The organism is Xanthomonas sp. NCPPB 2922 (genome assembly GCF_041520885.1).
Classification (GTDB): domain Bacteria; phylum Pseudomonadota; class Gammaproteobacteria; order Xanthomonadales; family Xanthomonadaceae; genus Xanthomonas; species Xanthomonas campestris.
Genome location: NZ_JBGOFY010000015.1, coordinates 57,726 through 82,144, shown reverse-complemented (window position 1 = coordinate 82,144; position 24,419 = coordinate 57,726). Strand labels below are relative to the sequence as shown.

Annotated in this window: 25 protein-coding genes and 1 other RNA gene; 16 read left to right on the top strand and 10 right to left on the bottom strand. The window is 66.5% G+C overall.

The annotated features are described in order from the left end of the window. Positions 1-184: 184 nt before the first annotated feature. Positions 185-523: a P-II family nitrogen regulator gene (locus tag ACD584_RS16145; protein ID WP_042595602.1), complete on the bottom strand. Its 339-nt coding sequence runs from the start codon at positions 521-523 to the stop codon at positions 185-187. Between the two features lie 190 nt (positions 524-713). Here ACD584_RS16145 and ACD584_RS16140 point away from each other — a divergent pair, with 190 nt between their 5' ends. From ACD584_RS16140 to ACD584_RS16130, 3 genes are all read left to right on the top strand, one after another. Continuing rightward, positions 714-986 (top strand): accessory factor UbiK family protein, encoded by a 273-nt coding sequence (locus ACD584_RS16140; protein WP_040941985.1) that lies wholly within the window; start codon positions 714-716, stop codon positions 984-986. Positions 987-1,001: 15 nt separating this feature from the next. Next, positions 1,002-2,522: a YifB family Mg chelatase-like AAA ATPase gene (locus ACD584_RS16135; RefSeq protein ID WP_011038949.1), complete on the top strand. Its 1,521-nt coding sequence runs from the start codon at positions 1,002-1,004 to the stop codon at positions 2,520-2,522. A gap of 357 nt (positions 2,523-2,879) precedes the next feature. Next, positions 2,880-3,389, top strand: coding sequence for a lipocalin family protein (locus tag ACD584_RS16130; protein ID WP_070693723.1), 510 nt, complete (start codon positions 2,880-2,882; stop codon positions 3,387-3,389). A 10-nt stretch (positions 3,390-3,399) separates the two neighbouring features. Here the strand turns inward: ACD584_RS16130 and ACD584_RS16125 are convergent, their stop codons facing one another. Continuing rightward, on the bottom strand, positions 3,400-3,576 hold the full coding sequence (locus ACD584_RS16125; protein ID WP_012439469.1) for a hypothetical protein: 177 nt from the start codon (positions 3,574-3,576) through the stop codon (positions 3,400-3,402). 381 nt (positions 3,577-3,957) lie between these two features. Between ACD584_RS16125 and ACD584_RS16120 the strand changes: the two genes are divergently transcribed. Continuing rightward, entirely contained in the window at positions 3,958-5,517 is a 1,560-nt protein-coding gene (locus ACD584_RS16120) for an EAL domain-containing protein (protein ID WP_076035835.1), read from the top strand. 629 nt (positions 5,518-6,146) lie between these two features. Here ACD584_RS16120 and ACD584_RS16115 read toward each other — a convergent pair. Further along, a complete protein-coding gene (locus ACD584_RS16115; protein ID WP_372357311.1) occupies positions 6,147-7,268 on the bottom strand; it encodes a fatty acid desaturase in 1,122 nt (373 codons plus the stop codon). 9 nt (positions 7,269-7,277) lie between these two features. Next, positions 7,278-8,354: a ferredoxin reductase gene (locus ACD584_RS16110; protein WP_217694202.1), complete on the bottom strand. Its 1,077-nt coding sequence runs from the start codon at positions 8,352-8,354 to the stop codon at positions 7,278-7,280. A 93-nt stretch (positions 8,355-8,447) separates the two neighbouring features. Between ACD584_RS16110 and fabR the strand changes: the two genes are divergently transcribed. From fabR to ACD584_RS16085, 5 genes are all read left to right on the top strand, one after another. Then, entirely contained in the window at positions 8,448-9,095 is a 648-nt protein-coding gene (gene fabR / locus ACD584_RS16105) for an HTH-type transcriptional repressor FabR (RefSeq protein WP_011038955.1), read from the top strand. Positions 9,096-9,472: 377 nt separating this feature from the next. Further along, positions 9,473-10,132 carry a UdgX family uracil-DNA binding protein gene (locus tag ACD584_RS16100; protein WP_076035832.1) on the top strand — a complete coding sequence of 220 codons (660 nt, stop codon included), beginning with the start codon at positions 9,473-9,475 and terminating at the stop codon, positions 10,130-10,132. Between the two features lie 1,079 nt (positions 10,133-11,211). Then, a complete protein-coding gene (locus tag ACD584_RS16095) occupies positions 11,212-12,333 on the top strand; it encodes a slipin family protein (protein ID WP_014506269.1) in 1,122 nt (373 codons plus the stop codon). A 57-nt stretch (positions 12,334-12,390) separates the two neighbouring features. Beyond that, positions 12,391-13,611: an RtcB family protein gene (locus tag ACD584_RS16090; protein WP_175611479.1), complete on the top strand. Its 1,221-nt coding sequence runs from the start codon at positions 12,391-12,393 to the stop codon at positions 13,609-13,611. Positions 13,612-13,810: 199 nt separating this feature from the next. Then, positions 13,811-14,608, top strand: a complete 798-nt coding sequence (locus tag ACD584_RS16085) for a hypothetical protein (RefSeq protein WP_040942403.1) — start codon at positions 13,811-13,813, stop codon at positions 14,606-14,608. 154 nt (positions 14,609-14,762) lie between these two features. Here the strand turns inward: ACD584_RS16085 and ACD584_RS16080 are convergent. The 4 genes from ACD584_RS16080 to ACD584_RS16065 form a co-directional block, all read right to left on the bottom strand. Next, a non-coding RNA gene (locus tag ACD584_RS16080) (sX9 sRNA) lies at positions 14,763-14,836 on the bottom strand. 61 nt (positions 14,837-14,897) lie between these two features. Next, entirely contained in the window at positions 14,898-15,767 is an 870-nt protein-coding gene (locus ACD584_RS16075; RefSeq protein WP_076035830.1) for a S9 family peptidase, read from the bottom strand. Next, positions 15,767-16,879: a DUF3182 family protein gene (locus ACD584_RS16070; protein WP_175611478.1), complete on the bottom strand. Its 1,113-nt coding sequence runs from the start codon at positions 16,877-16,879 to the stop codon at positions 15,767-15,769. The genes ACD584_RS16075 and ACD584_RS16070 overlap by 1 nt, the downstream gene beginning before the upstream one ends. A gap of 81 nt (positions 16,880-16,960) precedes the next feature. Continuing rightward, complete coding sequence (locus ACD584_RS16065) at positions 16,961-17,125, bottom strand: hypothetical protein (RefSeq protein ID WP_014506264.1); 165 nt, start codon at positions 17,123-17,125, stop codon at positions 16,961-16,963. Between the two features lie 419 nt (positions 17,126-17,544). On the opposite strand from ACD584_RS16065, the gene ACD584_RS16060 reads away from it, so the two are divergent. The 4 genes from ACD584_RS16060 (at position 17,545) to ACD584_RS16045 (ending at position 19,925) form a co-directional block, all read left to right on the top strand. Further along, the gene (locus ACD584_RS16060) at positions 17,545-17,826 is read left to right on the top strand and encodes a hypothetical protein (protein ID WP_014506262.1); all 282 of its coding nucleotides are present in this window, start codon (positions 17,545-17,547) and stop codon (positions 17,824-17,826) included. Positions 17,827-17,868: 42 nt separating this feature from the next. Next, positions 17,869-18,135: a hypothetical protein gene (locus ACD584_RS16055; protein WP_162277240.1), complete on the top strand. Its 267-nt coding sequence runs from the start codon at positions 17,869-17,871 to the stop codon at positions 18,133-18,135. 123 nt (positions 18,136-18,258) lie between these two features. Then, a complete protein-coding gene (locus tag ACD584_RS16050; protein ID WP_076035828.1) occupies positions 18,259-18,852 on the top strand; it encodes a DUF4142 domain-containing protein in 594 nt (197 codons plus the stop codon). Between the two features lie 182 nt (positions 18,853-19,034). Next, positions 19,035-19,925, top strand: a complete 891-nt coding sequence (locus tag ACD584_RS16045) for a TIGR01777 family oxidoreductase (RefSeq protein ID WP_076035827.1) — start codon at positions 19,035-19,037, stop codon at positions 19,923-19,925. A 48-nt stretch (positions 19,926-19,973) separates the two neighbouring features. Here ACD584_RS16045 and ACD584_RS16040 read toward each other — a convergent pair whose 3' ends face one another. Then, the gene (locus ACD584_RS16040) at positions 19,974-21,356 is read right to left on the bottom strand and encodes an FAD-containing oxidoreductase (RefSeq protein WP_076035826.1); all 1,383 of its coding nucleotides are present in this window, start codon (positions 21,354-21,356) and stop codon (positions 19,974-19,976) included. Beyond that, positions 21,353-21,817, bottom strand: a complete 465-nt coding sequence (locus ACD584_RS16035) for a DUF4126 family protein (RefSeq protein WP_076035825.1) — start codon at positions 21,815-21,817, stop codon at positions 21,353-21,355. Before ACD584_RS16035 ends, ACD584_RS16040 begins: the two co-directional genes overlap by 4 nt. 262 nt (positions 21,818-22,079) lie before the next feature. On the opposite strand from ACD584_RS16035, the gene ACD584_RS16030 reads away from it, so the two are divergent. From ACD584_RS16030 to ACD584_RS16020, 3 genes are all read left to right on the top strand, one after another. Beyond that, on the top strand, positions 22,080-22,745 hold the full coding sequence (locus tag ACD584_RS16030) for a response regulator transcription factor (RefSeq protein ID WP_040941992.1): 666 nt from the start codon (positions 22,080-22,082) through the stop codon (positions 22,743-22,745). Next, the gene (locus tag ACD584_RS16025; RefSeq protein ID WP_175611477.1) at positions 22,742-23,950 is read left to right on the top strand and encodes a cell wall metabolism sensor histidine kinase WalK; all 1,209 of its coding nucleotides are present in this window, start codon (positions 22,742-22,744) and stop codon (positions 23,948-23,950) included. Before ACD584_RS16030 ends, ACD584_RS16025 begins: the two co-directional genes overlap by 4 nt. A 99-nt stretch (positions 23,951-24,049) precedes the next feature. Further along, positions 24,050-24,337: a hypothetical protein gene (locus tag ACD584_RS16020; protein WP_076035824.1), complete on the top strand. Its 288-nt coding sequence runs from the start codon at positions 24,050-24,052 to the stop codon at positions 24,335-24,337. The last annotated feature ends 82 nt before the right edge of the window (positions 24,338-24,419 follow it).

The following is a 24,419-nucleotide window of genomic DNA, read 5'->3' as shown; positions in this document are numbered from 1 at the left end:
GTCTGTGCCCGTAGTAAGTCGGGTTACTGCGGTCTTCCGCCGACGACCACATCCAGATGCACGTGCTTGCGCGCATGGCAGCGCCGTCGATCACGTCGTGGCGAGGTCCACCAGCGCCTCCACCCACTGCTCAGCACCAAGCACTACCTGGGAGCGTGGCATTCGCCCCACGGACGAACGTGCCTTACAGCGCGTCGCCGTCCAGTTCGCCGGTGCGGATGCGCACCACGCTGCCCAGGTCGTAGACGAACACCTTGCCGTCGCCGATCTTGCCGGTGCCGGCCGCCTTGACGATGGCTTCCACCACCTGCTCGGCCTGGTCGTCGGTCACCGCCACTTCGATCTTCACCTTGGGCAGGAAGTCGACCACGTATTCGGCGCCGCGATACAACTCGGTGTGGCCCTTCTGGCGCCCGAATCCCTTGACCTCGGTCACCGTGATGCCCGCGACGCCGCAGCCGGCGAGTGCTTCGCGCACATCGTCCAGCTTGAACGGTTTGACGATGGCCATGATCATTTTCATCGGGGGCAAGTCCCAGGAATGACGGGCGCGCAGCATACCGTGGACCGCCGCAACACTCATCCCATCCGATGGCAGGGGCCGCCACGGCCGACAGCCGAATGGGACTATCCTTACCACCTGCCGACTGCCCTGCCGATGTCCCGTATGACCGGCCTGCACTAGGCTTCCTACGGACCTGCGGAGAACTGCCATGATCGATTTCAACCAACTCGACGACCTTGCCCGCCGCCTCAGCGACCTGGTGCCCCCGGGCCTGCGCCAGTCGCGCGAAGAACTGCAGAGCACCTTCAAGGGCGCGCTGCAGGCCGGCCTGGGCAAGCTGGACCTGGTCACCCGCGAAGAGTTCGATGTGCAGCGCGCGGTGCTGCTGCGCACACGCGAAAAACTCGACGCGCTGGAGCAGACGGTCGCGGCGCTGGAAGCGCGCAGCGGCACCGCGCCGCCCACCTCCCCAACCCCCTGACCCAAGGCCGCCCCCATGAGTCTGGCGCTGGTGCACAGCCGTGCCCGCGTGGGAGTGCACGCGCCTGAAGTCCGGGTGGAAGTGCATCTCTCCGGCGGCCTGCCTTCCACCCAGATCGTGGGCCTGCCCGAGGCCGCGGTGCGCGAGTCACGCGAACGGGTCCGTGCCGCCTTGCTGTGCGCACAGTTCGAATTCCCCGCACGCCGCATCACCATCAACCTGGCGCCGGCGGATCTGCCCAAGGACGGCGGACGCTTCGACCTGCCGATCGCGCTCGGCATCCTTGCGGCCAGCGGGCAGATCGACCGCCAGGCCCTGGCCGACTACGAATTCCTCGGCGAGCTGGCCCTCACCGGCGAGCTGCGCGGCATCGATGGGGTGCTGCCTGCGGCCCTGGCCGCCGCGCAGGCCGGGCGGCGCCTGATCGTGCCGCTGGCCAACGGCGCCGAGGCGGCCATCGCCGGACACGTGCAGGCCTTTACCGCGCGCACTTTGCTGGAAGTGTGCGCCGCACTCAACGGCACCCAGCCGCCACCGCCCGCCGAACTAGCCATCGTCGCACTCGGCGCCCGCGCGCTACCGGACATGGCCGACGTGCGCGGGCAGCCGCATGCACGCCGGGCCCTGGAGATCGCCGCGGCCGGCGGCCATCACCTGCTGCTGGTCGGCAGCCCTGGCTGCGGCAAGACCCTGCTGGCCTCGCGCCTGCCCAGTCTGTTGCCGGACGCCAGCGAGGCCGAGGCGCTGGAAACCGCCGCCATCACCTCCATCAGCGGTCGCGGCCTGGACCTGGCGCGCTGGCGGCAACGCCCTTATCGCGCCCCGCACCACACCGCCAGCGCGGTGGCGCTGGTGGGCGGTGGCACCCATCCGCGCCCGGGCGAGATCTCATTGGCGCACAACGGGGTGCTGTTCCTGGACGAGCTGCCCGAGTGGCAGCGGCAGACCCTGGAAGTGCTGCGCGAGCCACTGGAGTCCGGCGTGGTCACCATCTCGCGGGCCGCGCGCAGCATGGACTTCCCGGCGCGGTTCCAGTTGGTCGCCGCAATGAATCCCTGCCCGTGCGGCTGGGCCGGCGACGCCAGCGGGCGATGCCGCTGCAGTGGTGACGCCATCCGCCGGTATCGCAGCCGCATCTCCGGGCCGCTGCTGGATCGCATCGACCTGCACGTCGACGTGCCGCGCCTGCCGCCGCAGGCACTGCGCAGCGGTGCGACCGGCGAGGACAGTGCCAGCGTGCGTGCACGCGTTGCTGCTGCACGCGAACGCCAGCAGGTACGTGCGCAGGTGCCCAATGCCCGGCTGGACCAGGCCGCCACCGACCGCCACTGCCGGTTGGGCAATGACGATCAGCTGCTGCTGGAACGCGCCATCGAACACCTGCAACTGTCCGCGCGCTCGATGCATCGCATCCTGCGCGTTTCGCGCACCATCGCCGATCTCGACGATAGCGCCGACATCGCCACCCGTCACCTCACCGAAGCCATCGGCTACCGCAAACTCGACCGCGCCCTCGATACCTCCAGCGCCGCATAACGTGTCTTGATGGATGGCTCTGGCAACGCGACCGGCGGCAGACGCATGCGGGTTCGTGGTGAAGGAAAGACGCATGGCCGCTGTGGTGTCACCGCAGGACTCGTAACCAGGCTGTTCTGCGCTGCTCGAACAACACACTGCGTGTGCGGTGCGCTGCGTGACCACACAGCTGCGTTGCACCTGGCTGCGTTGATCTGCTCGGCACGCGCACTGCGCGGCGCCTGCTCGAAAACAGCCCGCTGCGGTCAATCGCAGGAGCCCGCAACCGGCGCGTAACGCCACCCCGCACCACATGCCGACACCCGATTCATGGCGGTGCGCGTACAACTGCGGCGATCCCACTGCACAGAGGCCGCCATGAGCCGACATCCCGACCTGTCCACCGTCGCATCGTTGGACCTGAGCCGTTATCTCGGCACCTGGTACGAGATCGCCCGCCTGCCGATCCGTTTCGAGGATGCCGATTGCACCGATGTGTCTGCGCATTATTCGCTGGACGCCGACGGTGGCATCCGCGTGCAGAACCGCTGCTTCACCGCCAAGGGCGAGCTCGAGGAAGCGGTTGGGCAGGCACGCGCGATCGATGAAACGCACGCACGCCTGGAAGTCACCTTTTTGCCGGAAGGCTTGCGCTGGATTCCCTTCACCAAGGGCGACTACTGGGTGATGCGTATCGATGCCGACTACACCGCTGCGCTGGTTGGCAGCCCGAATCGCAAATACCTGTGGTTGCTGGCGCGCTTGCCGCAGCTGGACGAAAACATCGCGCAGACCTATCTGGCACACGCACGCGAGCAGGGCTTCGATCTGGCGCCGCTGATCCACACCCCGCATACGGGGCGGCTGACCGAGCAGCCGCTCCCGTAGCGCGGCACCGCTAGTTGTTGAGGGTGCCCAGGTCCTTGGCGGCGGCCTGCGCGCCCTCCAGGCTGTCGAAGGCGACGCCGGTGTCGCCCACCACGTACTTGGTCACCTCGCCGTCGCGGGTGGCCTCCTGCATCTTGAAGATCGGCACTGCATCGGTGCCGCCGACACGTTCTTTCTGTTGGGTCATGGGTCGTTCTCCATCGAGGGCGCCAGCATGGCGCCGAGGTGTCGGATCAGTGCAGCACTGCCGACCACCTGACCCTACCCGCTGCCCCGACGCGGGTGCGTGAACCTAACAGGGCCGGACCTTTCAACACCGACACAAGCGGCCGCGAGCATAAAAACGCGACCGCTTCGCCGAAACGCTGCCCGCAATGCACGTGTGTGTCGTACATTCGTGACGTGCAGCCTCATCTGTCACCGCCGCCCGCCATCTCCGCCCCCATGCGGCGGTGTTGTGTGGCCGAACATCCGCCACAGCGCAAACCACTCTCGAGCGCGCCGCGCGCGGCTGCCCACCCTGCCATCGGCCAGCCGGCAATGCTGGCCACCCATGTCAGGATCTGAAGTGAAGCGGCACCGCATCATCAGCGTCACCGTGCTGCTTGCCCTGCTGTGTGCAGCGCTTCCCACCGGTGTCTCGTATTACCTGGCGTGGCGGTTGGCGCTCACGCGCGAACAGGCCGAGTTGAGCAGGCTGGCCGAATTGTCGATCCGCCGCACCGACACCGCCTTCGACGAGGCGCATGGCGCGCTGCTGAGCATGGCCGCATCGACGCTGCCCTCCTGTTCGCCCGCGCACCTGGCGCAGATGCGCGCGCTGGTGCTGAGCAGCCACCACATCGTCGAACTCGGCCATTTCCAGCAAGGTCAGCTGCGCTGCACCTCGTGGGGCACGCTGGACGCGGCAGTGCCACAGATGCCTGCGGACTTCACGGTCGCGCGCGGGATCGCCGTGACCACGCGCCTGCTCCCGCTGGCCAGCCCGCAGCACCCGGTGATGGCCCTGCACCTGGGCGACTACAACGTCCTGATCAACCCCTCCACGCTCACCGACATCAACGTCCCACCCGGCCTGCAGTTGGCAATCGGCACGCCGGCCGGGCAGATCCTCAGCAGCACCGGCACCGCCGCCGAACAGTTGCTGCAAGGGCAGGCGCTGGCGGCCACCTCGCATGCCGCGCCGGCCTCGGAAGTGCTGTCCGGGCGGGCGCGGCGCGGCGATTGGGTGGCCGTGGTCACCGAGCCGGCCGCCTATCTGCGCGGGCCGCTGGCGGCCTTGCGCCTGCAGCTGCTGCCGGTCGGCATCCTGGTGGCGCTGTTGCTGGTAGGCGCAGTGGTGTGGGTGTCGCGGCGGCGCCTGTCCCCGCTGGCGCGGCTGGAGATCGCCGTGCAGCGTGGCGAGTTCGTGGTGCATTACCAACCGATCATCGCGCTGGACAGCGGCGACTGCGTGGGCGCCGAGGCCCTGGTGCGCTGGCAGCAGCCCGGCGGCGCGCTGGTGCCGCCGGATGACTTCATCCCGTTGGCCGAGCACAGCGGGTTGATCCTGCCGATCACCGACCTGGTGGTGGCCGAAGTCATCCGCGATCTCGGCCCGATGCTGGCGGCCGACCGCTCCCTGCACGTGGCCATCAATGTCTCGGCCGGCGATATCAAGAGCGGCCGCGTGCAGAGCGTGCTGGCCGATGCATTGGCCGGCACCGGCGTGGACAGCGGGCAACTGTGGGTGGAAGCGACCGAGCGCAGCCTCATGGATATCGATGCGGCGCGCACCACGATCATGCATCTGCGCGGCGCCGGCCACACCGTGTCCATCGACGACTTCGGCACCGGCTATTCGAGCCTGCAATACCTGCAGGGGTTGCCGCTGGACGCGTTGAAGATCGACAAATCCTTCGTGGACACCATCGGCACGCACTCGGCCACCAGCGCGGTGACCTCGCACATCATCGAAATGGCCAAGACCCTGCAGTTGCGCACCATCGCCGAAGGCGTGGAGCGGCAGGAGCAACTGGATTATCTGCGCGCCCACGGCGTGGACCTGGCGCAGGGCTGGCTGTTCTCGCGCGCCTTGCCGGCTGCGGGGTTCATCGCCTACCGCAATGCGCTGCGGCGGACTGGCTGAGCGTCGGATCGCCGACCTGCTCAGTGGGTCGTTGGTTCATTGGCTCGCCAATCAGCGGCAGGCTGTGCGCTGCAAAGCTATCGCGTGCGTCTCATGCACTTGCATGCGCTCCGCAAGCATCGGTTCGTGCCTCGCCATACCCATCACGCCGTCGCTTCCAGCCAGTCACCAGATGACGGTGACGGCGCAGGGCTGGCTGTTCGCGCGCGCATTGCCGGCGGCGGATTCATCGCCTACCGCAATGCACTGCAGCGGACTGGCTGATCGCTGTAGCGCTAATCGGCTAATCGGCTAATCGGCTATTCGGCTAATTGGATCGTTGGATCGTTGGATCGTTAGGTCGCTATCAGCGGACATGCTGCGCGCTGAAATAGCGACACGACAGTTGTTACGCATTACCGCATGCACTCCAACGCAACCGCCCTTCCGTCCCGGCGACATCGCATCACATCGCGGTTCCAAGCAAAGCCGACAGCGATGGCGCGAGCCCTGCCACACCTGTTTCCGTTGTACGTGCCAGCGAGCGTAGCTGCTCCTCAATACAGTCAGCCAAACAGTTGCGCACCCCACAAACACAATCGGCCTGCCGCACGCGCGACAGGCCGATCATTTGTATCAGGTCGCAAGCCTCAGGCGCGTTGCAGTGCGCCGTCGTTCTGCCGCACCGGTGCCGGGCGGCTCGGGAAGGCGTGCCGCACGATCCGCCACATCACCTGGCCGAACTGACGCGGCAGCGAACCGGTGTTGTAGTGCTGGCCGTAGCGCGCGCAAATCTGCTTCACTTCGACCGCGATCTGCGCATAGCGATTGGCAGGCAGGTCGGGATAGAAGTGGTGTTCGATCTGGTGGCTCAAGTTGCCCGACAGCACATTCATCAGCTTGCCGCCGGTCAGATTCGACGAACCACGCAGCTGACGCAGGTACCAGTGACCACGCGACTCGTTGCGGATCGATTCCTTCGCGAACACTTCCGCATCGGCGGTGAAGTGGCCGCAGAAGATGATCACGAAGGTCCAGATGCTGCGCAGCATGTTCGCAGCCAGGTTGCCCAGCAGCACGGTCAGGAAGAACGGGCCGGCCAGCAACGGAAACACGATGTAGTCCTTGAGCATCTGGCGGCCCATCTTGCGGCCGACCGGCAGGAACGACGCGCGCAATTCGGCGGCCTTCATCTTGCCGGCGAGCCAGCGGCCCAGGCGCAGGTCCTGGATTGCCACGCCCCATTCGAACAGCAACGCGAACACCACCGCGATGAACGGCTGCAGCAGGTAGAACGGGCGCCAGCGCTGCTCGGGGAAGATGCGCAACAGGCCGTAGCCGATGTCGTCATCCATGCCGCGCACGTTGGTATAGGTGTGGTGCTTGAAGTTGTGGGTCTTGCGCCAGTTGTCGCCGGTGGCAACGATGTCCCACTCGTAGGTGTTGCCGTTGAGCTGCGGGTCGCCCATCCAGTCGTACTGGCCGTGCATGACGTTGTGGCCCAGCTCCATGTTCTCCAGGATCTTGGACAGGGTCAGCAGCACCACGCCGGCGATCCATGCCGGGATCAGCACGCTGTGCACGAAGGCGCCCAGGAACAGCAGCGCACGGCCGGCCACGCCGGTCCAGCGCACGGCCGCAACGATGCGGCGGATGTAGCGCGCGTCGGCGGCGCCGACCTGGGTCAGCACGCGGGCACGGACGGCATCGAGCTCGTCGCCGAAGGACTGCAGTTCGGCGGCGGACAGGGCGCGGTTATGGACTCGGCTCATGAGGGTTCCTTACAGATCCAGGATCAGGTCGGTGCTGGCGGCGCTGATGCACAGGCGTACCTGTGCGGTGGGTTCGCTGCTGCGCTCGCCGGTCAGCAGGTGCCGCGTGGTGCCGGACTGGCGCGCACACGCGCAGCTGTTGCAGATGCCCATGCGGCAGCCGTGTTTGGGACGCAGGCCCTGGGCTTCCAGCCCTTCCAGCAGCGACTGGCCGCGCGGCAGGGTCAGCGTACGGCCGCTGCGTGACAGCTGGACCTGCACCTGGCCGGCTTCGCCGTCGTCCAGTGCCGGCACGCTGAAGGCTTCGGCCTGGAACCGGGCAACACGGTCCTGCAAGCGCGCGCGCGCGGCCTGCACGAAACCGCCCGGCCCGCAGGCCATCACATGCCGGTCCTGCAGGGCGGTGACCTGCTCCAGCGGGAAGGTGTCGATACGCGGCGCAGGCGCGGCGCCTTCGCGGGTGGTGAGCAGTTGCACGCGCAGGCGCGGATGCGCGGCCGCCAGTGCTTCGAATTCGTCCAGAAAGCAGGCCTCGTCGCGCTGGCGCACCCAGTACAGCAGGTCCACGTCCATCGGCATGCCTGCCGCAGCGGCGGCCTGCAGCAGCGCGCGCATCGGCGTGATGCCGCTGCCGGCCGCCAACAGCAACAGAGGTGCGGGCGTTGTGGGCAGCAGCATGTCGCCGAACGCCGGATCCAGCGAGACCAGCGCACCCAGCGGCGCCTCACTGGCCAGATACGTGCTGACCAGCCCGCCGGTGATCGCCTTGACGGTGATCGCCAGGCGGCCGTCGGCCAGCACCGTGGGGCTGTAGCTGCGCAGCAGGCGGCGGCCGTCGATTTCCACGCCGATGCTGACGTGCTGGCCGGCCTGCAGGCCCTGCCAATGCCCATTGGGCTGGAACAGCAAGGTCACTGCATCCCGGCTGGCTGGCGTGCGTGCGACCAGCCGCGCCAGCGGGCGCTCCAGGGTCCACAGCGGGTTGATCCGGGTCGCCCAGAAGTCGAACAGCTGGGGCGACACCAGCCGGCGCGCCAGGCGCGTGGGCAGCGGGGACTTGGGCATGCGAGCAGGAGCCGAGTTCATGGGGTGTACTATACGCACGCATGCACAGACGTGTATACAGTTGTATATCGACCAGAGGGGCTATGATTCAGGCCCACGCCCGGCTGCTGCCTCATGACCTCCATCGCCCTGCCATCCCACGACGCGCCGCCGTCACGCAAGCCGGCGATTTCACGCGAGGACCTGATCGCCGCAGCGCTGTCGTTGATCGGCCCGCACCGCAGCCTGTCCACGCTGAGCCTGCGCGAAGTGGCCCGCGAGGCCGGCATCGCGCCGAACAGCTTCTACCGCCAGTTCCGCGACATGGACGAGCTCGCCGTGGCGCTGATCGATCTGGCCGGGCGCTCGCTGCGCACCATCATCGGCCAGGCACGGCGGCGGGCGACCTCCACCGACCGCAGCGTGATCCGGGTGTCGGTGGAAACCTTCATGGAACAGCTGCGCGCCGACGACAAGCTGCTGCACGTGCTGCTGCGTGAGGGCGCGGTGGGCTCGGATGCCTTCAAGCAGGCGGTGGAACGCGAGCTCAGCTATTTCGAAGACGAGCTGCGCGTGGACCTGATCCGCCTGGCCGCCGCCGACGGCGCCACGCTGCATGCGCCGGCGCTGGTCTCCAAGGCGATCACCCGGCTGGTGTTTGCGATGGGCGCCACGGCGATGGACCTGCCGCCGGAGAAAGACCCAGAGCTGGTCGAACAGATCTCGCAGATGCTGCGCATGATCCTCACCGGCGCCCGCACGCTGGGCTCGCACGGCCACTGAGTGTTGCGGGACGGCGGGTGGTGCCTTGTCGTCACGCTGGAGTGCATGCGCCATTGCCGCTGTGGTGCGCCACCGGTATCCCTGCGCGAATGCGTCTTTAGTCGCCTACAAATCGTTGGATGCAAACTGGTGCATACATTCAAACGGCACTGCGGTGCATTGCCCACCGTGCGACCGACTGTCGCGATTGAGCTGCGTTGAGACAGCGCCCAGCGCGTTTTTCGCACGCCTGCCGAGGCCGCCGTTGCAGCAATGGCCGAACACGCACGCGCACCATCGCCACCCAGTGAGCATGCCCGCGCGCACCACTACGTGATTCACGGCGTCTCGGCGGGCCGCGCCCTAGCGTCGGCTACCCGCTTGCCTTGCCGCCGCCCATGCCTGCGCACCGCATCTCTTCTGCGCCCACCACTCCATTGGCCAAGCCGGTGGACACCGTACCCAGCGGCACCTTGCCCGCGCTGCGAGCGCAGGCACAGCACTGCCGTCGCTGCGATCTCTGGAAGCCGGCCACCCAGGTCGTATTTGGCGCCGGCCCTGCCCGCGCGCCGTTGATGATCATTGGCGAACAGCCCGGCGACCAGGAAGACCAGCAGGGCCGCCCGTTCGTGGGCCCGGCCGGCCAGTTGCTGGGCACGCTGATGGCCGACGTGGGCCTGGATCCGGCGATGGCCTACGTCACCAACACGGTCAAGCATTTCAAGTTCGTCCCGCGCGGCAAACGCCGGCTGCATCAGCGCGCCACCGCCGGCGAACAGGCCGCGTGCCGGCCATGGTTGGCCGCCGAACTGTTACGGGTACGCCCACGCATTGTGCTGGCGCTGGGCGCGATGGCGGCGCAAACCCTGTTCGGCAACGCGTTTCGATTGACCGCCGAACGCGGGCAATGGCGCGCGTTGGATGACCGCACCACTGCGCTGGCAAGCTGGCACCCGTCCGCCATCCTGCGCATGCGTGAGCCCGAGCGCACCGCCACACGCGCGCTGCTGCGTGATGATCTGGCCCAGGTCGCGGCCGCACTGGATAACCGCCGATGATGCCCGGAGATAATCGACTCGATTATTTTTTGCATAAAGTCCTTGCACAATAAAAACAACACGGGTAATGTTCGCGCCCTCGGCAGGTACGCCCTGCAATTTTTGGATTCCCGCGCAGATGACCATTCATCTCCCCAGCAAACAGGACCGACTGCAACGCGCCAACCGCGTTCCGCAGACGCGTGTCGCCGTGCTGGCAGCGCGGATGCACATCTTCGATTGATCTTCAGCCACGGGAGATCGGTCACCCGATCTCCGAGGCTTGCGAACGCCCTCGGATGCTGCATCCGGGGGCGTTTTTCGTTATGCGTTCGCTCAACAGGTTGGTACGGCTGATCGCCGAAGACACCCGGGCAGGGAACGCCCGGCAACAGGGAAGTTGCAGTGCTGCGAGGCGCGCAAGCGCTGTGCCCAGGTGTCGGGCACGGGCGGCAGACGATCATGCGTACACATGGATTATCGTTCCAGAGAACGGTAATCAGAAACGATGCAGAAAGGTTTCCAGCGGTCTGGAGTTTATTCCAGCTGGTGTGCGCGGCGTGCCGTGGCATATACCGGAAACCCCGATGCAGTTTCTGACATCGGATGTCGGCTCCTGGTGGGAGCGGTGGCGTCAGCCACAGGGTCGGTTCGATTCCGGCACATCCACCACTGGATAGCTCAGTTGGGTAGAGCAGCGGAGTCACCTCCGTGAGTCGCGGGTTCGAATCCCGCTCCACCATGACCTTTCACGTCATGCACCACGGGACGCATGTCCCAACCCCAGGAAACGCCCTTGCCTGGTGTAGGCGCACAAACGTGCGCGGCCACCAGACAGCGGCGCTGTCGCCGGGCCTGCGGCCTGGCGCTGCCTTCCCTGCAGTGCGTCTGGCCGTGCGGTTCGCCGTGTTGGTCATGTGCGGTGCGGCGGCAGCGCCAGCCCACCGTGCTCCGCCACCGCGCTGTCTCGGGCGTTTCCTTCTCTTTCCCGCTTGCGCCGCGTTGCGTCGGCAATGGCTTCGTCCCGGTTCCGATCCGGGGGACGAGGCGTGTGCGTGTGCCCGGATCGGATCACCAGAGCCAACCCAAGGAGACATGCCATGTTCTGGACCAAGAAGGTCGTGATCGGTGACGGCGAACGCGGCCTGGTGTATCGCGACCGGCGCTTTGCGCGCCTGCTCATGCCCGGCGTTTATCGCCTGTTCGACCCGTTGCATCGCCTCACCATCACGCTGCATGCGGTGGGCAATGGCGCCCCGGTAGGGGCCGAGGCCGAGCGGCTGATCGAGGCGCTGGGCCCGCAGCTGGAGACGCACTGTGTGCTCGCCGACATCGGTGCGCACCAGGTCGGCCTGCTGCTGCGCAACGGCGTCCTCGACGGCGTACTGCCGCCGGGCTCGCGCACGCTGTACTGGCGTGGGGCCACCCCCCTGTCCGTGCAGGTGCTGCCGCTCAGCGATGGGCTGCAGGTGCCAACGGATGTGCAGCGCCGGCTGCGCCAGCTCGGCACGCTGTCGAAGGTGGCCAGCTGCGTTGAGGTGCCGGCCGATTCGGTCGGCCTGGTCTCGGTGGATGGCACGCTCGCACCACCGCTGCCACCCGGGGCGCATGCGTTCTGGAATTTCCAGAACACCGTGGTGACCGAAGTGGTCGACCTGCGCGTGCAATCGGTCGAAGTCTCCGGCCAGGAGTTGCTGACCCGCGACAAGGTGTCGTTGCGGGTCAACCTGGCTGCCAGCATGCGTATCACCGATGCGGTGGCGATGCGCACCCGCGTGGCCAAGGCCGGTGATTTGCTGTATCGCGAACTGCAATACGGGCTGCGCCGTGCGGTGGCCAGCAAGACGCTGGACGAGTTGCTGGGCGACAAGGCATCGCTGGACGCCGACATCGTGGCGCATGTGCGTAGCAGCGTGCACGGCTTCGGCATCGAGGTGCTGGGCGTGGGCGTCAAGGACGTGATCCTGCCCGGCGAGATGCGCGCCATCCTCAATGCAGTGGTGCAGGCAGAGAAGCAGGCGCAAGCCAATGTGATCCGCCGGCGCGAAGAAGCCAATGCCACGCGTTCACTGCTCAACACTGCAAAGTTGATCGAGGAAAGCAGCGTGCTGATGCGGTTGAAGGAACTGGAGGCCTTGGAAAAGGTCACCGAAAAGATCGACACGCTCACCGTGTTCGGCGGCCTGGATGGCGTGCTGAAGCAGCTGGTGACGCTGCGCTGATGATCGCCGTGTGCGGTGGACGGATCCGCCGCGCACGGCCCCAAAGGAATGAGAACAATGAACACACACACCTACGAATTACTGCATGCCGAAGGCACCTCCACGCCGATCAAGGGCTGGGTGCGCGGCGTGCCGCTGGAAGAACAGGCGCATGCACAGCTGCGCAACATCGCCGCCGTGCCCTTTGTCGGGCCGTGGGTGGCGGTGATGCCCGACGTGCACCTGGGCAAGGGCGCAACCGTGGGCTCTGTGATCCCGACCCGCGGCGCCATCATCCCGGCTGCGGTCGGGGTGGACATCGGCTGTGGCATGGCCGCAGTGCGCACCACGCTGCGTGCAAACGATTTGCCCGACAACCTGGCCCAGCTGCGCTCCAGCATCGAGCGCAGCGTGCCGGTGGGCAACGGCCGTGGTGGCGAACACCGTAAGCTCCCGGACAGCATCGCCACGCGCATTGCACAGTCCGGGTTGGTGCCGCGCCTGGAAGCGATCAAGCAGACCCATCGGCGCATCCGTACCGACAAGCTGGAGTGCCAGATCGGCACGTTGGGCGGTGGCAATCACTTCATCGAGATCTGCCTGGACGAAACCGATGCGGTCTGGGTGATGCTGCACAGCGGCTCGCGTGGCACCGGCAACCTGATCGGCACCTATTTCATCGAGCGGGCGCGTGAGCAGCTGGCCAACCGCGTGCTGGGCTTTCATTTGCCCGACAAGGACCTCGCATTCTTCATGCAAGGCGAGCCGTTGTTCGATGAGTACGTGGAAGCGGTGTCGTGGGCGCAGGATTACGCCCGCGAAAACCGCGAGGCGATGATGGCGCGGGTACTGGCGGAAATGCGCCACCGCCTGCCGAAGTTCCAGCTAGAAAAGCTGGCGGTGAACTGTCACCACAACTACGTGCAGAAGGAAACGCACGGCGGCGAGGAACTGTTGATCACCCGCAAGGGCGCGGTCAGTGCGCGCACCGGCGAGTTGGGCATCATTCCCGGCAGCATGGGCACGCGTAGCTACATCGTGCGCGGGCTCGGCAACGCGGAGAGCTTCCACAGCTGCAGCCATGGTGCGGGCCGGGTCATGAGCCGGACCGCCGCGCGTCAGCAGATCACGCTGGCGCAGCACCGCGAAGCCACTGCGCACGTGGAATGCCGCAAGGATGCGGCGGTCATCGACGAATCGCCGGCGGCGTACAAGTCGATTGACGCCGTGATGGCCGCGCAGCAGGACCTGGTGGAAGTGCTGCACACGCTGCGCCAGGTGGTGTGCATCAAGGGATGAGCAAGGGCCGCGCAAGCGGCCCTCTTCATTGCGCGCGCGAACGCGACGAACTCATCCGTAACTGCGCGTGCACAGTTCAGTCATGTCGCGGCCGCACTCACATCCACGCACACACGTTTCACTCCTGCGACGCCATCGTGACGCCACATTCGCGGACCTGCAGTATCAGGACGCGTCCTTGAAGCAACCCGGAGGCGACATGACCAGCTACGACAAGCAGGAACGCAAGGCAGAAGCACAGGACCTCAACCGCGACCCGATCTCCGGTACGCCCGGCTCCCATCCGGTGGGCGTGGGCGTGGGCGGCATTGCCGGTGGTGCGGCCGCAGGCGCGCTGGCGGGCACGGTGTTTGGCCCGCTGGGCACGCTGATCGGCGCCGCGGCAGGTGTGGTGGCTGGCGCTGCCGCCGGCAAGGGCGTGGCCGAACGGCTAGACCCAACGGTGGAGGCCGAATACTGGCGCCAGGAACATCGCAACCGCCCGTACTACAAAGAAGGCACCGACTACGATCGCGACTACGCCACCGTTTACGGATTCGGCCTGCAGGCGCGCGAAACCCGCCCCACCAGCACCTGGGAAGAGACCGAAGCCACGCTGGCAGGTGAATGGCCGCGCAACCGTGGTGAATCGCGTCTGGAGTGGGACGAAGCCCGCTTGGCCGCGCGTGATGCCTGGGACCGTGCGGATCGCACCCACACCGTGTATCGCGACAACGACAACCACTACCAGAGCCGCTTCGACAGCGTGGGGTACCGCGAAGCCGATTATTCCTACGATGACTATCGCCCTGCGTACCGCTATGGCATGCAGGCGCGCCAGCAACATGCCGGCCGCCAATGGGATGACCATCTGGAGCGCGACCTGGGCGACGGCTGGGACCGCTTCAAGGCCGATTCGCGCCTGAGCTGGGAAAAAGCCAAGCATGCCGTGCGCGAGGCCTTTGATTCGGATCGTCACGATGGCTCGGTGCGCCGCACCGATGACACGCGTCTCTAAAGGAGCGCGCTACGTGCAACGCAATCCGTTGCACGCGGGTGGCTAACAACAACGGGCCCAGTGGGCCCGTTGTTGTTTTCAACGTCTTGCGAGACTGTCTTGCTGCGTGGCCAAGCGCGTGTTTTGAACCGCCTCGGCAAGTGCAACTTAAAGCGGCCAACAAAACGTAGCGAGCAGTCGTCAGGTGGGTGCGGACGGCGCTCGGAACCGGAATGTACGTGGGTACATGCCGATTCCGAGAACCGGCCGCGCCCGCCTGGCGGCTGCGCAGTAGTTTTGATAGCTGCTCTTATGCCGACGTCTTTTCCACCGCACGGATGTCGCCACGAAATTCGCGCGAACCCTGCCCCGGCAACGACACCGCGTCGCCCTGCTGTTCCTTGAGCAACTGCTTGCGTGCGGCCACCACTTCCTTGGCCAATGCGATGCGACGCCCCACCACCATCTCGGTCAGCCAATCGATCAATGCACGGGTGTATTCCTGCTGATGCTCTTTCACGCTCAACGCATGATCGGCACCGGCGATGACACGCGAGGTCAGTGAGCGCGCATTGGTGAACGCAGTTGCATAGTTGCGCATCACCGGATGCGGCACGATCACATCGTTCTCGGCCTCCACCAGCAACACGTCGCCCTTGTACTGCGCGCACGCGGCAAGCGCCAGATTGTCGCTTGGCGCCAGCGCACGCCGGCGATAGTCCATCAAGTCCGGGTCGGCATTCAGGCTCACTTTCGGCTGATCCCAATGCGCATCCTTGTAGAGCGCAGGCGAGCGCAGCGCTAGCCATTCCACCGGGCGCTCGCGCGTCAGCAAGGCCGAGAGATACCCCCCATAGCTCAAGCCCACCACCGCAATCGAATGCGCATCCACATACGGCAGGCTTGCCAGCTGATCGTAGGCGGCCTTGATATCGTCCAGGTTCTGCGCACGTGTCACGCTCTGGCGCATCGAGGCATAGCCTTCGTGGCCGCGTAGATCGAAGGTCATGCAGATGCAGCCCAGGCCCACGGCTTCGCGCGCGCGCACCAAGCTGTGATGCTGGCTGCCACCCCACCCGTGCACGAACAACACACCCGGCATGCCGGTCGGCGTGAGCAAGGTGCCGCTGAGTTCATCCTGGCCAACGGGGATTTCGATGCTGGATAGTTTGGCTTCCATCAGTCCGTAGACACCCTCCGGTATTTGATGCGCGGCCCGGGCCCGGGCCGCTGCGCGCGGTAGTAGATCTGTACGTCGTCCGGCGCATCGCCCTCATACAGTTCATGCGTGGAGGCGGTGACCCACCGCAGCGCCGGGTCCTGCTGAAAGCTGGCAATGGCAGCGAGCTCTGCCGGCGTGGCACCACCGACGCGCCAGGATTGCTCCAGCACACCACAGACCGGGCCTACCTGCGCGTCCTGCCCACTCACGACATCGTAATTGCGACGCGAGATCTGCAACGCAGGATACGCGGCAGTGATGAATCGATCGTACATGCAGGCCTGTGCGACCACCTGTTTTTCAAGCGGGGGCAACGCGCTGGCGGCAAGCGCTTCGAGCGAGCCGCGGTAGACGCGCAAGCTGGAACCGCCATACACCTCTGCACCATTGCCATCGCGCACGCTGCATTGAGTGCCGTAGTAGGCGATCTGGATGCCGCCGATGCACAGCTCGCCCACGCTATGGGTGTGCGGCTGCACCACGTTGCGCTCCAGCACCGCGCCATGGGTGGCGAGATACGCAGGCGGCAAGGCGTCCAATGCGGCATCCAGCTGCGCGGCATCGTCGATCCGCCACTGGCCGTTGCCACCAACACCGGTGGGAAGTTTCAATCGCACGCCACCACCTTTACGCAACGCCGCTGCTGCCTGCGTGGCATCTGCACGCGAGAACACCGTGTACCCCGGCAACGTGGCGGGCATCAAGGCCGTGGCCAGGGCTTGATTCCAACCGTCCACACGCTGCGCCGCGTCTGTGATCAACGGATGGCCGATGACCTTGGTGGCCAGAAAGGCGTAAGGCACCACGCCGCCCAACACGTCACGCGTGTCCTGAATGCCCAGCGTGCGTGCTTGTGCAATGGTCAGGGTTTCGTCGGGGATATGCAGCGTGTGCGCTGCCGCGCCGCCATCGTGTTGAACGCGCTCATTGCTCCCGGCGTGCATGGTGCGCACGCCCAGCAGACGCGCCACTTCTGCGCACACCCAGGCATGGGTGGCACGCTCGTGACCATCGTGAGATACGTCGCGCAGCGTGTGCCCCAGCACCTGCCGGTAGTGCGTGTGTTGCATGGCATTCCCCTCGTGGCAGGTTGTCACTGGCGTGATGCACGCATCGCATGCCATGCCCCGCTGTCTACCGCGCCCTGTCTGCTACTTCAGCAGCAAGTAGAACCCGAACACGATCAGCAGGACAACGACCAGGCTGACCAACATGCGGCCGCCACGTAGCTCCAACAGGGCGTGCCACCAGACGCGTGCTTCGGGGGTGCCGCTTGCGTGATGCGGCTTTGAACTGCGGTTATTGCTGTCCTGCATCCTGAGTACTCTCTCCATCGCTCCAAGCGTCCACCTTAACGATCAGACGTTACACAGGTGTGGAGCGGTTCAGAATCTTCCGTGAAATGACGCAGTGCGCGCGCTATTTCGCGCAATCAATGCAGGCAACGCGACGCTGTTGCTTTACCGTGCGCAGTGCGCAGTTCATCGATGCCCCGTAACGTAGCTGCAATCGACACCGAAACTCCGCAGTGCCTGGTGGGTGGTGCGGCACATGTGCACGCAAGGTGTTCGCAGGTGAGTTGCGATGGCACGCTGTGCAGGCGCGGCGCAAAAAGCTGACTAATTAAGCAAACCCTGGCAAACGCCGCGCTGAATTGTCGCGTTCGATGATCATTTGTTGACATACCTGCAGTTACTCTGCGCGTCAAGTTTGTTTAACCCGGAACATGCAAGTCATGAGCAGAGATCCCTCCGTCATCGATGTACAAGCCGAAATCGCGCATTGGCAGGCGCGGCATGCCCAAGGCAATCTCGGCGCCGGCAAGTTCAGCGAATTGTCGCCGGTTGTGAAGATGGCCTGCGACATCTATCTGCAGGCACCGCGTTCCAGCGACCAGGAGCGTTTGAGGCTGTTTCGCGACCGTCTGGAACATCACTTCATTTCGTCAAGCACGCAGTCGAACTACGAACAGTTGGCCACTGACTGCTGGCAGCGTCTGGGCAATCGCACAAGTTGATCGCAATCGTTGAGCAAGACCTGTAATCCAATGGAGATCGTCATGAAAACCCCGTATCAAGTGCAGCAGGAGCTGGAACGACTGGAGCGGCTGGTGCCGCACATCATCAGCGACCAGGGCGACCGCGCGGAGGAGATCCTTGGCTTCCATGTAGCCAGCTTATTGGGCAGTGCACCGGCAAGCGAACACCCGCTGATCCGTGAGCGCACGGCGCACATGGCGCGGATGTGCCGGACCGGGCAGGCTGCAGCACGTGCACCTGTACGACCTTTGGGCATGCAACCCGTTGCCCAGCCGCAGTGGGCCTGATCCATGCGACACCGGAGCCGCTCAGCGGCTCCTTTGCATTTGGAGCAGCTATCAAAACTACTGTGCAGCCGCTCTTGTAGGCCCGTTGACGGCCGCCGCCATTCCCCCGTTCCCAGGACTTTCATGAAACTCACGCTTATTGCTGCTTCGTTGTTGACCATGCTCTCCCTCAGCGCCTGTGATCGCCCAGGAGGCGACGCCTCGCGGACCGCGTCGGCGGTCTCGCCCGAACCTACCGCTGCCCCGGTGAGCGGCACTGGCGCAACCGAGTTGGCCAAGGGCGACGGCGGCGCGCTGGGCGTGCTTGCGGCGATCGACGAGAACGAAATCGCATTGGCCAAGCAGGCCATCGCACAGGATCTGGGCGGCGCCACGGACGAATTCGCCAAGCAGATGCTGCACGACCACGAGGCCAATCTGGAAAAGACCAAGGCCCTGGGCGCAACCGATTCGCCGCGCGCCGATGCGATGCGTGCCAAAGGCAAGGCTGCGGTGGACGCACTGGAAAAGACGCTCACCCTGCCGGACGGCAAGGACGCGTACCGCAACGCCTTCATGCGCACGATGGTCACCGACCACGCCGACACCATCAAGATCCTGGATGCGGAGCTGATCCCGGCCGCGGAGACCGACCCCGTCAAGGCGCATCTGGAAGAAACCCGCCGTGTGGTTTCGGCGCATTTCGAGCGGGCGCATTCGGTGTCGTCTTCGCGCTGACGCGCCAGGCGGTACCTGCATCACGACGCGCCGGCTTGTCCGGCGCGTTTGCGTTTCAGGCGTGCCGCGTTTCTCGTGCATCACGCAGCCGCAGTGACAAACACGCCCCCGCACGGCTTCACTCCACTCGCGCCCGCCATCGCCTATGGTGCGGCATCGATACGGCGCACTGGAGCCTGGCAATGCATCTGCTCATCACTGGCGGCACCGGTTTCATCGGCCAGGCACTGTGTCCGGCGCTGCTGGAGGCCGGCCATCAGGTCAGCGTGCTGACCCGCGACCCGCCGCGTGCGGCGCGCACACTGCCCGGCGTGACCGCGGTCGCCACGCTCAGCAACAGCTTGCGCGCCGATGCGGTGATCAACCTGGCCGGCGAACCGCTGGCGGCCGGGCGCTGGACCGACGCACGCAAGCAGCGCTTCCGTGCATCGCGGATCGGCACCACCGAGCAGCTACACACCTGGATCGCCCAGCAGCCGGCCGAACAACGGCCGCGCGTGCTGGTGTCCGGCTCGGCGGTGGGCTATTACGGCGAACGCGGCGACGCGGTACTGACCGAGGCCGACGGCCCCGGCGATGACTTTTCCGCAGCGCTCTGCCGCGACTGGGAAGCCGCGGCCATGGCGATTGCCGCGCTGGGCCTGCGCGTGAGCTGCGTGCGCACCGGCATCGTCCTGGACCGCGATGGCGGTGCGCTGGCGCGCATGCTGCCGGCATTCCGGCTGGGCGGCGGCGGGCCGTTCGGCAATGGGCGGCACTGGATGAGCTGGATCCATCGCGCCGACATGGTGGGCCTGCTGCAATGGCTGCTGGAGCACGGCCAGGCCGGTGCCTACAACGCCACGGCACCGACGCCGGTGACCAACGCAGAATTCGCGCGCACGCTGGCAAGCACGCTGCACCGCCCCGCGCTGCTGGCGTTGCCGGCCGGTGTGTTGCGACTGGGCTTTGGCGAAATGGCCGATCTGCTGCTGGTCAGCCAGCGCGTGCTGCCGCAACGCGCGCTCGATGCGGGTTTTCAGTTCCAGTACGTGCGCCTGGACGCAGCCTTGCGCGCCATCCTGCAGCACTAAGCGCGCGTACGCGGCCACACGCGGCACCCAGCAGTGCGCGTCCTCGCGTTACTGCGCAGGGGCCAGCGCGCGCGCCAGGGTCGGCCAGAGCTCGGAGACTGTTGGGTGGATCGGCACCGCCCATTCCAGGGTGTCGATCGGCTGGTCGGCGTTGATCAGGTCGACGATGCCGTGGATGGCTTCATCGCCGTGCAGACCCAGAATTGCGGCGCCCAGCAAGCGCCGGGTCTGCGCATCGGCCACCAGTTTCATCATGCCGATGGTTTCCCCGTTCTCGCGCGCACGCCCCACCTGCTGCATCGGGCGGTGCGCCACCAGCAATGGCCGCCCGCTGGCACGCGCCTGGGTTTCGCTCATGCCCACCCGGCCCAATGGCGGGTCGGTGAACAGCGCATAGGCCGGTACTCGCTGGCTGAGCCGGCGCTCGGCACCGTCGAGCAGATTGGCGGCCAGGATCTCGTAATCGTTGTAGGCGGTGTGCGTGAACGCGCCGCGGCCGTTGCAGTCGCCCATGGCCCACACGCCGGGCACGTTGGTGGCCAGTTGCATGTCGACCTGCACATAGCCTTGCGCATCGGTGGCGATGCCGGCGGCCTCCAGGCCCAGATCGTCGGTGTTGGGCTGCCGCCCGAGGGCCAGCAGCACGTGGCTGGCCACGATCTGCGGCGCGCCCTGCGCGCACTCCAGTTGCACGGCCGCACCGTCGGCATGCGCCGTGAAGGCGATGCAGCGCGCGTCGGTGCGCACCGCGATGCCCTCGTCTTGCAGCATCTGGGCGATGGCCTCGGAGATGTCGGCATCCTCGCGCCCGATCAGGTGCGCGTGCTGCTCCACCACCGTGACCTGCGCCCCCAGGCGGCGAAAGATCTGCGCAAATTCCAGGCCGATGTAGCTGCCGCCGATCACCACCAGATGCTGCGGCAACGTGCGCAGCTGCAGGATCGAGGTGTTGTTCAACGTATTGATCTGATCAAGCCCGGGCAGCTCCGGGGTGCGTGCGCGTCCGCCCACGTTGAGGAAGATGCGCGGTGCGCTGAGTTCTTGCGCGCCCACGCGCAGCCGATCCGGCGCCACAAACCGCGCATGGCCGCGGATCAACTGCACACCCGGCGTCTGCGCCAGCCACTGCTCCACGCCGGTGCGCGCCGCATCGCTGATCGCGTGCGCACGCGCCATCACCTGCGGCAGGTCGACCTCCACCGGGCCGGCAATGCGCACGCCATAGTCGGCCGCGCGCCGGGCCAGGTGCGCCACGCGTGCGCTCGCCACCAGGGTCTTGGTCGGCATGCAGCCGGTATTGACGCAGGTGCCGCCCACCAGGTGCCGCTCGATCACTGCCACCCGCTGGCCGCGTTCGGCCAGGCGCACCGCCAGCGACGGGCCGGCCTGGCCCGCGCCTACCACGATGGCGTCGTAGCGCGTGGCGGTCATGGCAGCAGCACCAGGGCCACACCGCCCAGCAGCAGCGCGGAGCCGTCTTCGAGCAGCCCGGCGGGACGGTCACGCCCCAGCCGCTGTGCCACGGCGGCGCGCGCGGCAGCGCCGCCATAGGTGCCCAGCACCGCACCGACCACGCCGGCCGCTGCGCCGAGCACCCACTGCCCCGCCTGCAGGCCAATCGCCCCGCCGCACAGCGCACCGCTCAGCAGCCGGGTCAGGAACTGCACCGGGACCTTGCGGCTGGGTGTGTTGGGCAATTGGTCGGTGATCAGCTCACCCAGGGCCAGCAACGAGACGATCCAGGGGGTGTAGCGCCAGCCCAGCCAGCCCAGCGGCGTCCCGGCCAGCTGCACGTGGCCCAGGGCCGCGGCCCAACTGAGCAGGGCGGGCGCCAGCATCGCGCGCAGCCCGGCCACCACACCCAGCAACAACGCAGCAGGGAGAAGGTCCATGCAAGCACTCCTCGTAAAATCCGCGGGATGCCGCCTCGGTGCGAGCCAGGCTCGGACACGGCCGCGATCGCCGCGAGTATAGGCAACCCAGGTACTCTCCCTGGCGGCTGAGCCCGTTACTGCGCACGTCGATACCACTGGCGGCCCGCCTCTGGTCGGCTGCCCGGGTTGCCCGCGGTGGCGATGCACTAATATTTGCCTAACGACCACAACCGACAGTGCTGCGGAGATCGGACTGGCCCCAGTGCCCGGCGGACCCACCATGCACCTGCTCCTCGTTGAAGACGACACCATGCTTGCCGACGCCATTTGCGACGGCGTCCGCCAGCAGTCCTGGACCATCGACCATGTCGGCACCGCCGCCGCGGCCAGGACCGCGCTGGTGGAACACCACTACACCGCGGTGTTGCTGGACATCGGCCTGCCCGGCGATTCCGGGCTCACGGTGATCCGCTACATGCGTGGCCATTACGACCCCACCCCGGTGATCGCGCTGACGGCGCGCGGCCAGCTCACCGACCGCATCCGCGGCCTGGATGCCGGCGCAGACGACTACCTAGTCAAGCCGTTCCAGTTCGATGAACTGATGGCACGCGTGCGCGCCATCGCCCGGCGCAGCCAGGGCCGCGTGGTGCCGTTGCTCACCCAGGGCGAAGTGTCGGTGGACCCGAGCAGCCGCAAGGTCACCCGCAACGGCAAGTGGGTCGCATTGAGCGCGCACGAATACCGCCTGCTGCTGGCCTTGATGGAGCGCGCCGGGCGCGTGGTCACCAAGGACCAGCTCGAAGAAGGCGTGTATGGCGGCCCGTCGGAAGGCGGCAGCAACATGATCGCGGTGTACGTGCACCAGCTGCGGCGCAAGCTTGGCGACGAGGCCATCAGCACCATCTATGGCCAGGGCTACATGATCGGCCAGGCGCCCGAATGAGATCCCTGCAGGCGCGCATGCTGGCGACGCTGGGGGCAATCGTGGTGCTGAGCTGGGCAGCCTCGATCTGGATCATCGTGGCGCTGATGTTCCATGGCAAGGACAGCGCGCTCGAACACGAACTCACCCATTTCGGTGCGCAGCTGCTGGCGGCGCTGCCGGACCCGATCGAACGCCAGATCGCCACTGTCGATGCAGCGCATCTACGTGCCAGGCGCAATGCCCGCGCGCACGACCAAGCTGCCGTCGATGCCGAATCACCCCGCGCCGAACTGGAACGCACGCTCACCGCGATCGTGCTCAATACCAGCCAGCTGGCGATCCTGGGCCTGCTGATGTGGCTGGCGGTGCGCACCTCGCTGCGCCCGCTGCGCGCCATCTCGCACGCCATCGCGCAACGCAAGGGCCTGGACATGGAGCCGCTGCCCCTGCAGCAGGTGCCCGACGAAATCCGCCCACTCGTGACATCGTTCAACACGCTGCTGGCACGCGTGGAAAAGGCCGTGCAAGCCGAACGCGATTTCGTTGCCGACGCCGCACACGAACTGCGCACACCGCTCTCCGCGCTGCATGCCTACGCCGAGGTCGCCCTGCGTGCCACCACGCTGGAAAGCAAGGACGCCGCGCTGCAACGCTTGCTGGAAACCGCACGTCGCAGCAATCGCCTGGCCGAACAACTGCTGGATCTGGCCCGGCTGGATGCCGGCATGAGCTCGGCGGCGTATCACCAGGTGGAAATGGCCGAACTCATCACGCATGTGCTGGACGAATTCAGCGTGCAGGCCGAGGCACGCCATATCAATCTGCAGGTGGAAGCCGCACCGTGCGTGCTGCGCTGCGACGTGGACGCGGTAGGCATCCTGATCCGCAACCTGGTCGACAATGCCATCCGCTACGGGCGCCTGCACGGCACGGTGGAAGTGAGTTGCGGGTATTGCCTGCGCGCAGATCAGCTGCACCCATTCGTGCAGGTCAGCGACGATGGCCCCGGCGTGCCGGAGGAGGCCCGCGCCGCGATTTTCGAGCGGTTTTACCGTGTTTCCGGCAACGCGGTGCAAGGCAGTGGCATCGGGTTGTCGCTGGTGGCCGGCATTGCGCGGCTGCACGAGGCGCGCATTGAAACCTGCGAAGGCGGCGACGGACGTGGCCTGTGCATCCGCGTGCTGTTCCCGGCCGACACCACCAGCGGCCCCGCTGCGCGCTGAACACGCAGCACGCACGGCGCCCTCGGCGCGTGCACCAATACCGTCCCAAAAAGTGCTGCCTACAGTGCCTGGAACCGCTCGCATCCAGGATGCACGCCCATGTTCCACTCCATCCGTTCTACCCCGCCCGCGCCCGCTCCGCTGGTGCTGCGCGTGCCCACAGTTGCCGCCAACGAGAGTGCGCCGGCCGCCACCACCGACATGCACGCGGCACCGCCGTATCGCTGCCCCCGCACCGGCATCTGCAATCGCGATATCTGGAGTGCGCTGCCGGACATCCGCAGCACGCGCGACGCACGTCGCCTGCAGCACCGCCACTGCGGGCTGCTGTGCCTGGCGGCCACCGCTGTGCTGGTGATGGCTGCGTGCCGGTTGCTGCTGCATTGAATCCGCGTGCCAGCCGCGCTGGTGCTGGTGGCCCCTTCGTTGTCTCCTTCCAATCAGGTACCCCTGTATGTCCAGCTCTCCT